The sequence below is a fragment of the Streptomyces sp. SID486 genome (assembly GCF_009865385.1).
In the GTDB taxonomy this organism is placed as follows: domain Bacteria; phylum Actinomycetota; class Actinomycetes; order Streptomycetales; family Streptomycetaceae; genus Streptomyces.
The window spans coordinates 17,468-32,770 of the sequence record NZ_WWJT01000746.1; the positions used below are offsets into that span (position 1 = coordinate 17,468).

General features: G+C 73.1%; 12 protein-coding genes. 2 read left to right on the forward strand and 10 right to left on the reverse strand.

The window, feature by feature from the left end; translation table 11 throughout:
* Positions 1 to 69: 69 nt before the first annotated feature.
* The 7 genes from GT045_RS34465 to GT045_RS34495 form a co-directional block, all read right to left on the reverse strand.
* Positions 70 to 1,416: a PHB depolymerase family esterase gene (locus tag GT045_RS34465; protein ID WP_161336599.1), complete on the reverse strand. Its 1,347-nt coding sequence runs from the start codon at positions 1,414 to 1,416 to the stop codon at positions 70 to 72.
* A 416-nt stretch (positions 1,417 to 1,832) separates the two neighbouring features.
* A complete protein-coding gene (locus tag GT045_RS34470) occupies positions 1,833 to 2,735 on the reverse strand; it encodes a universal stress protein (protein ID WP_161336600.1) in 903 nt (300 codons plus the stop codon).
* Positions 2,736 to 2,852: 117 nt separating this feature from the next.
* Positions 2,853 to 3,095 (reverse strand): DUF397 domain-containing protein, encoded by a 243-nt coding sequence (locus GT045_RS34475; protein WP_161292784.1) that lies wholly within the window; start codon positions 3,093 to 3,095, stop codon positions 2,853 to 2,855.
* Between the two features lie 82 nt (positions 3,096 to 3,177).
* Positions 3,178 to 4,344 (reverse strand): thiolase domain-containing protein, encoded by a 1,167-nt coding sequence (locus tag GT045_RS34480; protein WP_161292782.1) that lies wholly within the window; start codon positions 4,342 to 4,344, stop codon positions 3,178 to 3,180.
* Positions 4,341 to 5,411, reverse strand: coding sequence for a thiolase domain-containing protein (locus GT045_RS34485; RefSeq protein ID WP_161336601.1), 1,071 nt, complete (start codon positions 5,409 to 5,411; stop codon positions 4,341 to 4,343). Before GT045_RS34485 ends, GT045_RS34480 begins: the two co-directional genes overlap by 4 nt.
* The gene (locus GT045_RS34490) at positions 5,408 to 6,349 is read right to left on the reverse strand and encodes an OB-fold nucleic acid binding domain-containing protein (protein WP_161336602.1); all 942 of its coding nucleotides are present in this window, start codon (positions 6,347 to 6,349) and stop codon (positions 5,408 to 5,410) included. The genes GT045_RS34485 and GT045_RS34490 overlap by 4 nt, the downstream gene beginning before the upstream one ends.
* Before the next feature lie 138 nt (positions 6,350 to 6,487).
* Positions 6,488 to 7,288 carry a crotonase/enoyl-CoA hydratase family protein gene (locus tag GT045_RS34495; protein ID WP_161336603.1) on the reverse strand — a complete coding sequence of 267 codons (801 nt, stop codon included), beginning with the start codon at positions 7,286 to 7,288 and terminating at the stop codon, positions 6,488 to 6,490.
* Positions 7,289 to 7,475: 187 nt separating this feature from the next.
* On the opposite strand from GT045_RS34495, the gene GT045_RS34500 reads away from it, so the two are divergent.
* Complete coding sequence (locus GT045_RS34500; RefSeq protein WP_161336604.1) at positions 7,476 to 9,092, forward strand: acyl-CoA synthetase; 1,617 nt, start codon at positions 7,476 to 7,478, stop codon at positions 9,090 to 9,092.
* Positions 9,093 to 9,369: 277 nt separating this feature from the next.
* Positions 9,370 to 10,674 carry a phenylacetate--CoA ligase PaaK gene (paaK, locus tag GT045_RS34505; RefSeq protein ID WP_161336605.1) on the forward strand — a complete coding sequence of 435 codons (1,305 nt, stop codon included), beginning with the start codon at positions 9,370 to 9,372 and terminating at the stop codon, positions 10,672 to 10,674.
* Positions 10,675 to 10,773: 99 nt separating this feature from the next.
* On the opposite strand, the gene GT045_RS34510 is transcribed toward paaK, so the two are convergent.
* The 3 genes from GT045_RS34510 to GT045_RS34520 form a co-directional block, all read right to left on the reverse strand.
* Positions 10,774 to 12,282, reverse strand: a complete 1,509-nt coding sequence (locus GT045_RS34510; protein WP_161336606.1) for an acyl-CoA synthetase — start codon at positions 12,280 to 12,282, stop codon at positions 10,774 to 10,776.
* A 97-nt stretch (positions 12,283 to 12,379) separates the two neighbouring features.
* A complete protein-coding gene (locus GT045_RS34515) occupies positions 12,380 to 13,930 on the reverse strand; it encodes an acyl-CoA synthetase (RefSeq protein WP_161336607.1) in 1,551 nt (516 codons plus the stop codon).
* Positions 13,927 to 15,036 (reverse strand): nitronate monooxygenase family protein, encoded by a 1,110-nt coding sequence (locus GT045_RS34520; protein ID WP_161336608.1) that lies wholly within the window; start codon positions 15,034 to 15,036, stop codon positions 13,927 to 13,929. The genes GT045_RS34515 and GT045_RS34520 overlap by 4 nt, the downstream gene beginning before the upstream one ends.
* Positions 15,037 to 15,303 lie beyond the last annotated feature (267 nt).

The following is a 15,303-nucleotide window of genomic DNA, read 5'->3' on the forward strand; positions in this document are numbered from 1 at the left end:
TGATGACTTCCCGTTCCCGGGTGTCGGCCACCATGGCGGCCCGGTCCGGTCGCTGACTCGCGGTCAGCTTCAGGGGCAGCCGCTGTCGGCGAGGACGAAGTAGCCCGCGGGAGACTCCTTGAGAGTGTGGGTGACGAACGTGTTGTACAGACCCATGTTCTGGCCCGAGCCGTCGGCGTAGGTGTAGCCGCCGCTGGTGGTGGCCCTCCCCGCCCGTACGTGGGCGTAGTTGTCGGCCGTCCAGCAGGCGGCCGTGCCGCCGCCGGGGTCGGAGCCGCCCGGGTCGGGGCCGCCCGGGTCGGTGGTGTCGAGGCCGAAGAACCGGGCGATCCAGCGGCTGGAGCAGATGGAGCCGAGGAAGTACGGGGCGCCGGTGCTCCCGCACTGCTCGGCCCCGGTGCCCGGGTCGACCGGAGTGCCGTGGCCGATGCCGGGCACGCGGTCGACCTCGACGGCGACCGTGCCGTCGGCGGCCAGGTACTGGTCCTGCCGGGTCGCGTCGGGGCCGATGGCCGCCGTCCGCGTGGGCGTCTGGGACAGGCCGTGCAGGGCCGTCCACTGGTCACGCAGCTCGGTGGCGTCGCGCGGTGCGACGGTGGTGTCCTGGTCGCCGTACCAGACGGCCGCCCGCGGATACGGACCGGTGTAGGACGGGTAGGCGTCGCGCGCACGCTGGGCCCATTCGGCCGGGGTCAGGTCCACACCGGGATTCATGCACAGGTAGGGGCTGTTGTCCCGGGTGCAGTCGTAGGGCAGGCCGGCGACGACCGCGCCCGCGGAGAAGACGTCGGGGTAGGCGGCGAGCATGACCGCGGTCATCGCGCCGCCGGCCGACAGGCCGGTGACGTAGACGTGCTGTGGATCGGCGCCGTACGCGTTGACGGCGTGGGTCACCATCTGGCGCACGGACAGCGCCTCGCCCTGCCCGCGCCGGTTGTCCGCGGCCTGGAACCAGTTGAAGCACCTGCTGGGGTTGTTGGCGGTGCCGGTCTCGGCGAGCACCAGCAGGAAGCCGTCCTCGTCGGCGAGCCGGGGCAGCCCCGAGTTGTCGGCGTACACCTGGGCGCTCTGCGTGCAGCCGTGCAGGGCCACCACGACCGGCGGGTGGGCCGGCAGGGCGGCGGGCCGGTACACGTACATGGTGAGGGCGCCCGGATCGGTGCCGAAGTCGCCCACCCGGGTGAGCGTGACGGAGGCGCGTGCGGCGGGCGCGGGGCCGGTGAGCACGGTGCCGAGGACGACGGCGACGACGGCGAGCAGGCGGGACAGGAGGCGGAGCGCCGGGCGGCGGAGCACCGGACGGCGGAGCACCGGGCGGAGCGCCGGGCGGCGGAGCACCGGGCGGAGCACCGGGCGGCGCGCCGGACGGACCGGGGGCGGCGTTCGCGTCGCCCTGCTGGACGGGGACTGTGGCATGGCGGCTCCTTCGGGGACACACGGGCCCGGACCCGGCCGCTCCTTCGGGAGGCGGTACCGGGGGGTGGCGGAACCATAGGTTCGGGTGTGTCCGGGCACCATGGCGTCGCACACCACAGCCGTCACGGCGCCGCCCGGCTCCCGGCGGATTGCGGAGCATGCGGCGGTCTGCTACGCCCCGGCGCCGGGCGCCGCGCCCCCGCCTCCCTACGGCGGTGCGGCCGGTGTCACGTCCCGGGCGGAACCGTGGCGCCGCCGCGAGGGGACCGACATCGCTACCCGGCCGGAGCCGGCGCCGCCACCGCGAGGCGGCCGACGTCACCACCCCGAGGCGCCCGACGTCACCACCCCGAGGCGCCCGACGTCGCCGCGAGGCGGCCGACGTCGCTTCCTCCGCGGAGTCGGTGCCGCTCGTGTCATTCCTTGGGCGGGGCCGGGGGTACCACCGCGACCGGGCTCGCCGCGTGCAGCAGCACGGCCTGGGTGACCGATCCCATCATGCGGGCCGGGGCGAGCAGTCGTCGCCGGTGCCGGCCGACGACGACCAGCTCGGCGTCCTTCGAGGCGGCGACCAGGTGCCCGGCCGCGTCACCGGGCAGTGCCTCGGCGTCGGCGCGGACGTCGGGGTGCCGGGACCGGTGGGGGGCGAGGAAGCCCTCGGTGAGGGTGCGGGTCTCGTCCGCCACGGCGTCCTGGTCGACGACGGGCTGCACCACCTGGCCCGGGGCGGACCAGGTCTGCACCGGCCACGGGTAGGCGGCGATCACCTGGAGCCGGGCGTCGCGCAGGGCTGCCTCGGCGAAGGCGAAGGCGAGGACGTCCTCGTCGGGGCTGTCGGCGTGCACGCCGACGACCACGCGGGGGCCCGGCTCGGCGCCCCCTTCCCCGTGGGTCTCCCGGCCGGGCGGGGGGACGACGACCACCGGGCACTCGGCGTCCCGGGCGGCCGCGAGGCCGTTGGAGCCGAGGAGCAGGCTGGCGAAGCCGCCACGGCCCCGGGATCCGAGCACCAACAGCTGCGCTTCGGAGCCCAGTTCGGGCAGGACGGCACCCGGTACGCCTTCCAGGGCGATGTACTCGACGGCAGGCCGGCCGGGCCCGCCCTCGATCCGGGTGCGCACCTCGTCGAGCACCGGGTCGCCCTCCGCCTCGGGCGGCGCGGCGACCAGGACGTCGGCCTGGCCCCAGGCCGCGTACTGCCGTACGTGCACCACGCGCAGCGGTGCCGCACGGCGGCGGGCGGCGTCCAGGGCCCAGTCCAGGGCACGCAGGCTGTCCGCGGACCCGTCCACCGCGGCGATGACCGGCGCAGCGCTCATCCTTACCTCACCTCCGGAACACGACTTTCCCCTTGCTCGGGCCAGCCTCGCTCAGGTCCGGGCCCGGCAGGGCGCTGTCGCTCGCGTGTCCGGAAATCGGGCCGCGACACCCCTCTCTCAGGTCAGGTCGAACTCGCCTTCCCTCGCCCCGGAGACGAAGGCGCCCCATTCCGCGGGGGTGAAGATCAGGGACGGGCTCTCCGGACGGCCGCTGTTGCGCATCGCGATGAAGCCCTCGACAAAGGCGATCTGGACATCTCCCAGACCTCGGCTGCTGGACTGCCAGTCGGCCCTGCTGAGATCCAGCTCCGGCTTGTCCCAGCCCGTGAACGGCTGCTGCTGGATGGTGCTCTCGGCCACGTCCGTGCTCCTCCCGGTTCGTCGTCCGCGGTCAGCCTAGCGACCGCTCACGACCGCCGACAGGCCGCGCGGGCGGGACCCTTCAGGAATCGGGGGGCTCGGATCCCACGAGCCACATGGCGAAGAACTGGGAACCGCCGCCGTACGCGTGGCCGAGCACCCTGCGGGCCCGGTCCACCTGGTGGTCTCCGGCCTGGCCGCGTACCTGGAGGGCCGCCTCGGCGAAGCGGATCATGCCGGAGGCGCCGATGGGGTTGGTCGACAGCACGCCGCCCGACATGTTGACGGGCAGGTCGCCGTCGAGTCCGGTCACCCCGGCCTCGGTGAGTTTCCAGCCCTCGCCCTCCGCCGCGAAGCCCAGGTTCTCCAGCCACATGGGCTCGTACCAGGAGAAGGGCACGTACATCTCTACGGCGTCGATGTCCCGGCGCGGGTCGGCGATGCCGGCCTGCCGGTAGACGTCGGCGGCGCAGTCCTTGCCGGCCTGCGGGGAGACGAAGTCCTTGCCGGCGAAGAGGGTCGGCTCGCTGCGCATGGCACCGCCGAGCAGCCAGGCGGGCGGCCGGGGCGCGCGGGCGGCTCCGGCACGGTCGGTGAGGACCATCGCGCAGGCGCCGTCGGAGGAGGGGCAGGTCTCGGAGTAGCGGATGGGGTCCCACAGCATGGGCGACGCCTGGACCTTCTCCAGGGTGATGTCGTGTTCGTGCAGGTGGGCGTAGGGGTTCCGCAGGGCGTTGCGCCGGTCCTTGTAGGCGACCAGGGAGCCGACGGTGTCGGGGGCGCCGCTGCGCCGCATGTAGGCGCGGACGTGGGGGGCGAAGAAGCCGCCGGCGCCGGCGAGCAGGGGCTGCTGGAAGGGGATGGGCAGGGACAGGCCCCACATGGCGTTGGACTCGGACTGCTTTTCGAAGGCGAGGGTGAGGACCGTGCCGTGGACGCGGGCGGCGACCAGGTTCGCGGCGACGAGTGCGGTGGAGCCGCCGACGGAGCCGGCGGTGTGCACCCGCAGCATGGGTTTGCCGACCGCGCCGAGCGCGTCGGCGAGGTACAGCTCGGGCATCATCACGCCCTCGAAGAAGTCGGGCGCCTTGCCGATGACGACGGCGTCGATGTCGGCCCAGGTCAACTCGGCGTCCTGGAGGGCGCGCAGGGCGGCCTCCCGGACGAGTCCGGCGATCGACACGTCCCGGCGGGCGGCCACGTGCTTGGTCTGGCCGATGCCTGTGACGGCCACGGGCTCCTTGCTCATCGTGGATCCCCTTCGAGTACGGCGACCAGGTTCTGCTGCAGGCAGGGGCCGGAGGTGGCGTGTGCGAGCGCGCGGTCGGAGGCGCCGCGGTGGATGCGGGCGGCGGCCTCGCCGATGCGGATGAGTCCGGCGGCCATGACCGGATTGGCGGCGAGGGCGCCGCCCGAGGGGTTGACGCACACGCTGTCGTCGAGGCCGAGGGCCTTGCGCAGGACCACCTCCTGCGAGGTGAACGGCGCGTGCAGTTCGGCCGTGTCGACGGGCCGTTCGAAGGCGCCCGCCTCGCGGGCGGCGAGCCGGGCCGAGGGTGAGTCGGTGAGGTCGCGCACGCCGAGGCCGTGGGCTTCGATGCGGTGGTCGATGCCGCGGATCCAGGCGGGCCGCGCGCACAGCTCCCGGGCCCGCTCCCCGGCCGCGAGGATCACGGCGGCGGCGCCGTCGCCGACGGGCGGGCAGTCGCCGGTACGCAGCGGCCGTACGACGTGGTCGCCCTGGGGCACGGGGCCCTTGAGCTGGGCGTGGGGGTTGGCGGCGGCATCGGCGCGGCTGCGGGCGCCGATGGCGGCGAGGGCGGGTTCGTCGGTGTGCCCGGCGTCGATGAGGGCCTGGGCCTGGAGGGCGGCGAGGGCGATCGCGTCGGGCCACAGCGGGGCGACGTAGTACGGGTCGAGCTGGCGGGTGAGGACGTCCCGGACGGAGCCCGGTGAGCACTTGCCGTAGGAGTACACGAGCGCGGTGTCGGCGTCCCCGGTGAGCAGTTTGGTCCAGGCTTCGTACAGCGCCCAGGCGCCGTCCATCTCGACGTGCGACTCGGAGACCGGGGGCCAGGCGCCGACACCGTCCAGGGCGAGGGTGAAGGAGAAGGCGCGGCCGGCGAGGTAGTCGCTGGAGCCGGAGCAGACGAAGCCGATGTCGGCGGTCCTGAGCCCCGTCCGCGCCAGCACCTCGTGCAGCACCGGCATGAGCATCTCCACCTCGGAGGACTCCTCGGTGGAGCGCCGGTGGTCGGTCTGGGCGAAGGCCACGACGGCGACGTCCCGGCGGGCGGGCGCTTCCTGGCTGGTCACAGCAGCTCCTTGTACGTCTCGTAGTCCGCGTCGGGTTCGCCGGTGGGCCGGTAGTGGTCGGGGTAGCGGGCGCCCTCGGTCCACACGGGTTCCACGCGCAGGCCCATGCGGACCTGGTCGTAGGGGATGCCGCCGATGCGTGCGTGCAGGGCGAGGTCGGCGCCGTCCAGGGCGATGTGGGCGTAGACGTACGGCACCTCGATGTCCAGGTTCTTGGCTTTGATGTTGACGATGCAGTAGGTGGTGACCGTGCCGCGGGGCCCTACTTCGACCTGTTCGGCTGTGGCCACGCCACATGTGGGGCACGCACCCCTGGGCGGGACGTACACCTTGCGGCAGCTCGGGCAGCGCTCACCGACGGTGCGCCGGGCGGTGAGGGCGTCGATGTAGGCGGACTGGGCGCGGCCGGGCGAGTAGGTGTAGTCGAGGCGGGCGGCCGCGACGATGCCGGTGAGCGGGTGGTCGAACGTCCCGCTGTGGCCGCGCGGTTCGGGGGCCGCGCCGTCGTACGGCTCGAAGCAGGCGATGTCGGTGATGGCGCCGGTGCGCTCGGCGGCCCAGCGGACGCGCACCCGCATGCCGGTGCGGACGGCGTCGGGGCCGGGGGCGTCGAGGGCGTGCAGCAGGGCGGTGTCGGCGCCGTCGAGCCGGACCAGGACCCAGGCGAAGGGGGTGGTGAGGGGCTGGCCGCGGCGGGAGGCGTGGTTCCAGGCCCAGGTGGTGACCGTGCCGGTGGGGGCGACCTCGACCAGGTCGTGGATCTCCTCGGCGGTGACGGGGTCGTACTCGACGGGCGGGACGAGGGTGCGGCCGTCGGTGGTCCGGACGCCGAGCACGACGCGTTCGCGCAGGCCGGTGAGGAAGGCGCTCTGGACGGGGCCGAGGGAGCGGGTGAAGGGGAACTCGACGACCATGGGGGCTTTGAGGACTTCGGGCATCGGGGAGGTGCCTCCTTCGGGCGGGGTCGGTGGGCCGCACCCCTGGGGGCGCGAGGTGGTGACGTGTGCGGCTCCGCCGTGCGGACCCGGCCGGCCGCGCCCGGACCGGGGCGTGCGGAGCGCACCTCCGGCCGGATGTCACGCGCGCCTGAAGACGGGGGGCCGTTTCTCGGCGAAGGCGCGGGCCCCTTCCTTGGCGTCCGCGGTGTCGAAGACGGGCCAGCCCCGCCGGAGTTCGGCGGCGAGACCGTCGGCCTCGGTCAGCTCGGCGGTCTCGTACACGGATGCCTTGACGGCCTCCACGGCGAGCGGCCCGCAGGCGTTGATCCGGTCGGCGATCCGGAGGGCCTCGTCGAGGGCGGTGCCGTCGGGGACGACATGGCCGATCAGGCCGATGCCCGCGGCTTCCCGGGCGCTGTAGGGGCGTCCGGTGAGCAGCATCTCCAGGGCGTGGGTGCGCGGGATCTGGCGCTGGAGGCGGACGGTGGAGCCGCCGATCGGGAACAGGCCACGCCTCACCTCGAACAGACCGAAGGTCGCGGACTCGCCCGCGACCCGGATGTCGGTGCCCTGGAGGATCTCGGTACCGCCGGCGACGCAGTGGCCCTCGACGGCGGCGATCACCGGTTTGCGGGGGCGGTGGTGGCGCAGCATCGCCTTCCAGTGCAGGTCGGGGTCGGCCTTCAGCCGGTCGCGGTGCTGCTGTCCCCGCATCCCCTCACCGGCCAGCGCCTTGAGGTCCATGCCCGCGCAGAAGCTCCCGCCGGCCCCGGTGAGCACGACGGAGCGGACGGTGTCGTCCGCGTCGGCCTCGATCCAGCCGTCGTACAGTCCGACGAGCATCGGCAGCGAAAGGGCGTTCTTGGCGTCGGGCCGGTTGAGCGTGAGCACCAGTGTGGCGCCTTCCCGCCGCACGGTGAGGTGTTCCGTCCCACCCATGGCCATCTCCCCTCGGTCGGAACGAGAACAGGTTGCAGGAGGTGGCTGGGCACTTCAAGGGTTTTCTGACACTCAGTCAGTTTTCTTGGCGCGGGCCCTTCCCAGTTGTGGCGCCCTTTGCTCTGATGGCCGGCGGACCGGCGCGCACGCCTGTCGTCGCCGGGGCTGCCGGGGTCAGGAGGATGCGGTGGAGTACAACCTTGCCGACCTGTTCGAGTCGGTCGTCGACGTGGCCGCGGACCGCGAGGCGCTCGTGTACTTCGACCACCCCGGCACGGGGGCGGAGCGCAGGCTGACGTACGCGGAACTGGACGCCGCCGCCAACCGGGTCGCGCACCATCTGCTCGACAGCGGCCTGCGGCCCGGTGAGCACCTCGGGCTCCATCTCTACAACGGGGTCGAGTACCTCCAGACGGTACTGGCCTGCCTGAAGGCCAGGATCGTCCCGGTGAACGTCAACTACCGGTATGTCGAGGACGAGTTGGTCTACCTCTATCGGGACGCGGATCTTGCCGCGCTGGTCTTCGACGCGGAGTTCGAGGACCGGGTGGCGGGGGCGCTGCCCCGGGCGCCGATGCTGCGCCGTCTGCTGCGGGTGGGCGAGGGGACGCACCGGGTGCCCGCGGCGGTGCCGTTCGCGGCGGCCGAGGCGTCCGGCTCGCCCGGCCGGGGCTTCGCCGCCCGCTCCGGGGACGACCAGTTCATCGTCTACACCGGTGGCACGACGGGCATGCCGAAGGGCGTGATGTGGCGGCAGGAGGACCTGTTCTTCGCCGGCCTGGGCGGGGGCGCGCCGACCGGGGAGCCGGTGAGGGCGCCGCAGGAGCTGGCCGAGCGGGTCGCCGCGGGCGGCTCCGGCATCACCTTCTTCCCCACTCCGCCGCTGATGCACGGCACGTCGACGCTGACCGCGTTCATCGGCTTCAATTTCGGCCAACGGGTCGTACTCCACCGTAAGTTCGTCCCGGAGGAAGTGCTGCGCACGGTCGAGCGGGAGCGGGTCACCAGCATGTCGCTGGTCGGTGACGCGATGCTCCGGCCGCTGATCGACGCGTTGCGCGGACCGCTGAAGGGCACCGACTGCTCGGCCCTGTTCAGCGTCTCCTCGTCGGGTGCGATCATGTCGGAGACGGTGCGGCGGCAGTTCCGCGAGCTGGTGCCGAACGCCCTGCTGCTGAACAACTTCGGCTCCTCGGAGTCCGGTTTCAACGGCACCGCGACCGCCGACTCCGGTCCCGAGCGCGGCTTCCGCATCCGGGTCAACTCCCGTACCCGGGTGGTGGATCCGGTCACCCACGAGCAGGTCGCGGCCGGCGAGATCGGCCGGGTCGCGCAGTGCGGGCACGTGCCGCTCGGCTACTACAACGACCCGGTGAAAACCGCCGAGACCTTCTTCGAGAAGGACGGGCAGCGCTGGGTGCTGCTGGGCGACATGGCGACCGTCGGCCCGGACGGCGTGGTCACCGTTCTCGGTCGGGGCTCGCAGTGCATCAACACCGGCGGCGAGAAGGTGTACCCGGAGGAGGTGGAGCAGGCGCTCAAGGCACATCCGGACGTGTACGACGCGCTGGTCGCCGGTGTCCCGGACGCCCGGTGGGGCAGCCATGTGGCCGCCGTGGTGCAGCTGCGCGCGGGCGCGCCGCGGGTGTCGCTGGCCGACATCCAGAGTCACTGCCGCAGCCGGCTGGCCGGTTACAAGGTCCCGCGGCAGCTGGTGCTCACGGACGCCATCCAGCGGTCCCCGAGCGGCAAGGCCGACTACCGGTGGGCGCGGGAGGTGGCGACGGCGGCCGAGCGGCCGTAGCAGCGGCCGGGGGGGGTCGTATGTACAGAGGAAGGCGTGACGGGCTCGTCAGGGCGGCGGCCGCCGGGTGGGCGAGCCGATCCATGTGCGCCCGGTCCCCGCGGTCGAGCCACGGCTCCACCCCCTCGGCCGTGCGGGTGCGCCTTCGGCGGGCCGCCCCGCGCGAAAATCCCGCAGACCCCTTGCCGGGAGGCCGGACGGCCTGAATTACTGGCCTCGGCACATCGACCGAATGATCGGTCGTCCGGATTGTACGGATGGCAAGGGAGACGTCCCGATGGCGGATGCGAGGGGCCTGCTCGACGCGGGCGAACGGCTGGGGGCCGAGGAGCTGCGGGCGGTACAGCTGGAGCGGCTGCGCGCCTCACTGCGGCAGGCGTACGAGCACGTGCCGTTCTACCGCGAGTCCTTCGACAAGGCCGGCGTCCGCCCGGAGGACTGCCGTTCGCTCGCCGACCTGGCCCGCTTCCCCTTCACGGCCAAGGCCGACCTCCGGGCGAACTACCCGTACGGCATGTTCGCCGTGCCGCGCGAGCGGATCCGCCGGCTGCACGCCTCCAGTGGGACCACGGGCCGCCCCACGGTGGTCGGCTACACGGACAACGACCTCTCCCTGTGGGCCGACATGGTGGCGCGGTCCATCCGGGCGGCGGGCGGCCGGCCGGGCGACATCGTGCATGTGGCCTACGGCTACGGACTGTTCACCGGTGGACTGGGCGCCCACTACGGTGCGGAGCGCCTCGGCTGTACGGTCGTCCCGGCGTCCGGCGGTATGACGGCCCGCCAGGTGCAGCTCATCCAGGACCTGGGACCGTCCGTCATCATGGTGACCCCCTCCTACATGCTCACGCTGCTGGACGAGTTCGAGCGGCAGGGTGTGGACCCACGGAGCACCTCGCTGCGGGTGGGCGTCTTCGGTGCCGAGCCCTGGACCGAGGGGATGCGGCGGGAGATCGAGGAACGGTTCGCGATCGACGCCGTCGACATCTACGGGCTGTCGGAGGTGATCGGTCCGGGCGTCGCCCAGGAGTGCGTGGAGACCAAGGACGGCCTCCATGTGTGGGAGGACCACTTCTACCCGGAGATCGTGGATCCGGTCACGGGCGAGGTGCTGCCGGACGGTGAGCGGGGGGAGCTGGTGTTCACCTCGCTGACCAAGGAGGCCATGCCGATCGTGCGGTACCGGACGCGGGACCTCACCCGGCTGCTGCCCGGGACGGCCCGGGTGTTCCGGCGGATGGAGAAGGTCACCGGGCGCAGCGACGACATGGTGATCCTGCGGGGGGTCAACCTCTTCCCGACCCAGGTCGAGGAGATCGTGCTGCGCACACCCGGTGTGGCGCCGCACTTCCAGCTGCGCCTGACCCGCCAGGGCCGCCTCGACGCCCTGACGGTGCGGGCCGAGGCCCGCCCGGACGCGCCCCCGGAGGTACGGGAGGCGGCGGCGCGGGCCATCAGCGCCGGGATCAAGGACGGCATCGGGGTCTCGGCCGCCGTGGAGATCGTGGAGCCCGAGTCACTGGAGCGGTCGGTGGGCAAGATCCGCCGGATCGTGGACCTGCGCCCGCGCGACCCCGACTGACCCCCACCCCCCTCCACCCCGCCGCCCGCGCCGCCCTCGGCGCCGTCCGCCATCGGCGGCGCCGACCGCAGCGCCGGCCGGCGGCGGCGCGGGCCCCGACTAACCGCCGAAGCGGTCGCGCAGCTCGCGCTTGAGGATCTTGCCGCTGGCGTTGCGCGGCAGCTCGCTCACGAACAGCACCCGCTTGGGCGCCTTGAAGGGGGCGAGCCGCTCCTTCACGTGTGCGATCAGCTCGTCCTCCAGCCGGTCGGAGGTCACCTCGCCGCGCGGGACGACGACGGCCGTGACGGCCTCGATCCACCGCTCGTCGGGCAGGCCGATCACGGCGGCCTCGACGACCGCCTCATGGCTGTACAGGGCGTCCTCGACCTGCCGCGAAGCCACCAGTACACCACCGGAGTTGATGACGTCCTTCACCCGGTCCACGATTCTGAGGTAGCCCTCGGTGTCCCGCACGGCGAGATCCCCGGAGCGGAACCAGCCGTCGCGGAAGGCCGCGGCGGTCTCCTCGGGCTTGTCCCAGTAGCCCTCGCACAACTGGGGCGAGCGGTAGACGATCTCGCCGGGCGTGCCGGCCGGGACCTCCTTGCCGTCCTCGTCGACCACCCGGGCATCGACGAACAGCACGGGACGGCCGCAGGAGTCCAGCCGGTCCTGGTGCTCGTCGGGGGTGAGGACGGTGGCCAGCGGGCCGATCTCGCTCTGGCCGAAGCAGTTGTAGAAGCCGAGCCGGGGCAGCCGTTCCCGCAGGCGCTCCAGGACCGGCACCGGCATGACCGACGCGCCGTAGTACGCCTTGCGCAGTCCGGACAGGTCCCGGGTCGTGAAGTCCGGGCGGGCCGCCAGGCCGATCCAGACCGTCGGCGGGGCGAACAGGCTGTCCACGCGCCCCGCTTCGATCAGGTCCAGGAGCCGGTCGCCGTCGGGTCCGTCGAGGATCAGGTTGGTGGCGCCGACCGCCAGACAGGGCAGCAGGAAGACGTGCAGCTGGGCGGAGTGGTACAGCGGCAGGGCGTGTGCGGGGCGGTCGCCGGCGCTGAGGTCGAGTGCCGTGATCGCGCTCAGGTACTCGTGGACCAGCGCGCGGTGCGTCATCATGGCGCCCTTGGGCAGGCCGGTGGTTCCCGAGGTGTACAGCAGTTGCACCAGGTCCTCGGCGCGCGGCTCGGGCCCGTCGTGGACGGGTGCCGTCGCCAGCCGCGCCAGCAGTGAGTCGTCGGCGTCGCGCAGCGGCAGGGTGCGGACGCCGGCGGGCAGCCGGTCCACGAGTCCGGGGTCGGCGAGGACCAGGGACGCGCCGGACTGGCCGACGAGGTAGGCGAGGTCGTCGCCGGTCAGGCTCTGGTTGACCGGCACGTGCACGAGGCCGGCCCGGGCACAGGCGAGGAAACCGATCAGGTAGGCGTCCGAGTTGTGCCCGTAGGAGCCGACCCGGTCGCCCGCGGCGAGGCCATGGCCGAGCAGGACGCTCGCCGCGCGGGAGACGGCGTCGTCGAGTTCCTCGTACGTCCATGCGCGGTCGCCGTACTCGACCGCGACCCGCGCCGGAGTGCGCCGGGCACTGCGCCGCAGCACCCCGTCGACCGTGCTGCCCTGTGCCTGCGTCATGACTGACGATCCTCGGTGCGCCGCCGGAACAGGTCAAGCACCCGGAGGCGCGACGACGGCCTCGCGGGCGAGACGTCCCTCCTGGGCGGGCGAAGGGTCACACCGGGCGTGTGCGGCCCTCCCAGTACGGGTCCCTCAGCCGCCGCTTGTAGAGCTTGCCGTTGGGGTCGCGGGGCATCTCGGCGATGAAGTCGACGGTCCTGGGCCGCTTGTACCCGGCGAGGTGCGCGGCGCAGTGGTCCAGGATCACGGCGGCCAGTTCGGGTCCCGGCTCGTGGCCCGGGGCCGGTTCGACCACGGCCTTGACCTCCTCACCCCAGTCGTCGTGCGGGATGCCGAAGACGGCGGCGTCGGCGACGGCGGGGTGGGCGAGCAGGGCGGACTCGATCTCGGCCGGGTAGATGTTGACCCCGCCGGAGATGATCATGTCGATCTTGCGGTCGCGGAGGAAGAGGTAGCCGTCCTCGTCCAGGTAGCCGAGGTCGCCGACGGTGAAGAAGTCGCCGATGCGGTTCTTCCGCGTCTTGGCCTCGTCCTTGTGGTACGCGAAACCGCCGGTGTTCATCTTCATGTAGACGGTGCCCAGTTCACCCGGGGCCAGCCGGTTTCCGTCGTCGTCGAAGACCGCGAGTTCGCTGATGGGCCACGCCTTGCCGACGGTCCCGGGTTTCTTCAGCCAGTCCTCGGCGGTGGCGAAGGCCCCGCCGCCCTCGCTGGCGGCGTAGTACTCCTCCACGCAGTGGCCCCACCACTCGATCATCGCCCGCTTCACGTGGTCGGGGCAGGGTGCGGCCCCGTGGACGGCGTGCCGCATGGACGAGACGTCGTAGCGCCGCCGCACCTGAGGCGGCAGCGCCAGCAGCCGGTGGAACTGGGTCGGGACCATGTGGGTGTGCGTGCACCGGTGGGCGTCGACGAGGCGCAGCATCTCCTCGGGCGTCCACTTGTCCATCAGCACCAGGCGGTGGCCGATGTGCAGGGAGGCGCCGGCGAACTGGAGGACGGCGGTGTGGTAGAGCGGCGAGCAGACGAGGTGGACGTTGTCGTCGTACGGCCGGATGCCGAAGATGCCGAGGAATCCGCCGAGATAGGCGTCCTCGGGGCGCCTGCCGGGCAGCGGGCGGCGGATGCCGCGGGGGCGGCCGGTGGTGCCGGAGGTGTAGTTCATGACCCAGCCGAGTTCGCGGTCCTCGGGCGCCGACTCGAACTGCCCGGCGAGGAGTTCGGTGTACGGCCGGAAGCCCTGGACCGTCCCCACGGCGTACCGGTGGCTCGCCGGGAGGCCGGCCTCCTCGGCCGCCTGGCGGGCCGGACCGGCGAACCGCTCGTGGGCGATGAGCACCTTGGCGCCGGAGTCCGCGACGATCCAGGCGATCTCCGGGCCCACGAAGTGGTGGTTGACGGGGACGAGATAGAGGCCGGCCTGGCTGGCGGCCAGGTACGCGGTGACGAACTCGGCGCCGTTGGGCAGGACGGCCGCGAAGGCGTCCCCGCGCCGGAGGCCGGCCGCGCGCAGGCCGTGGACGAGGCGGTTGGCGGCGGCGTGCAGCCGCCCGGCCGTCCACTCCTCGCCGTCCGGCCCGATCATGACGGTACGACCGGGGTCCCGGGCCGCCTGGTCCCAGAAACCGGTGGGGGGTGTGCTCACTGGCCGCTCCTTCCGGCGATGCGGTTGATGCGGTCCACGGCTTCCTCGAAGCCGCGGGTGAGGTCGTCGAAGACGGCCTGGACACTGCGTTCGCCGGTCATCCGGCCGACGATCTGGCCGACGGGGGTGCCGAGCAGCGGCTCGACCTCGTACTTCTGGATGCGGGAGACCGCCTCGGCCACCAGCAGGCCCTGCAACGGCATGGGCAGGGTGCCGGGTCCGGCCGGGTCGTCCCAGGCGTCGGTCCACTCGGTCCGGAGCTGACGCGCGGGCTTCCCGGTCAGGGCACGGGAGCGGACGGTGTCGCCGGACCCGGCGGCGAGCAGTTTGCGCGTCAGGGCGGGCGAATGGAGGTCGGCTTCCGTGGTGGTCAGCCATATGGAGCCCAGCCACACGCCCTGGGCACCGAGACTGAGCGCGGCTGCCACCTGCGGGCCGCTGCCGATCCCCCCGGCGGCCAGGACGGGCAGCGGGTCGACGGCCGCCACGACCTCGGGGGTCAGCACCATGGTGGCGATCTCCCCGGTGTGGCCGCCGGCCTCGTAACCCTGCGCCACGACGATGTCGATGCCCGCCTCGCGGTGCTTGCGGGCGTGCCGGGCGCTGCCGGCGAGCGCGGCGACGAGGACGCCCCGGTCGTGGGCGCGGCGGACCACGTCGGCGGGCGGCGAGCCGAGGGCGTTGGCCAGCAGCCTGATCGGGTGGTCGAAGGCGACGTCGAGCTGGGTGCGGGCGACCTGCTCCATCCAGCCGGTGATGCGCCATCCGGACGCCTCGCCCTCGGCCAGTCCGGGCACGCCGTGGCGGGCGAGGGTGTCCTCGACGAAACGGCGGTGCGCCGGCGGGATCATCGCCTCGACGTCGGCCTCGGTGACGCCCTCCACCTTCTTCGCCGGCATGACGACGTCCAGGCCGTAGGGGTGTCCTCCGGCGTGCGCGTCCAGCCAGTCGAGGTCGCGTCTGAGCTCGTCGGGGGCGGTGTAGCGGACCGCGCCGAGCACGCCGAGGCCGCCGGCCCGGCTGATGGCCGCGGCGACGGCGGGGAACGGCGTGAAGCCGAAGACAGCGTGTTCGATTCCGAGTTTCCGGCTCAGCTCCGTCTGCATGGGCGCAGGATGCCGCAGCGGGCCGGACGACGGAAGACCTTTTCTGATGCTCCGTCAGTTTGCGGCCGTCGGCACGCGCCCCGTTGACACGCCCCTCACCTGACAGGAAAGTTTCACCGGCAGGACAGGGCCCGAAAGATACTTTCAGGCGGGAGACCGTGCGATGACGGACGACATGGCAGGCAGCCGGACGGGCGGGCTGACCCGCCGCCGGCTCATGGCGGGCTCACTGGCCTCGGGCGGCGCGCTGGCCCTCGGCGCGCTCCC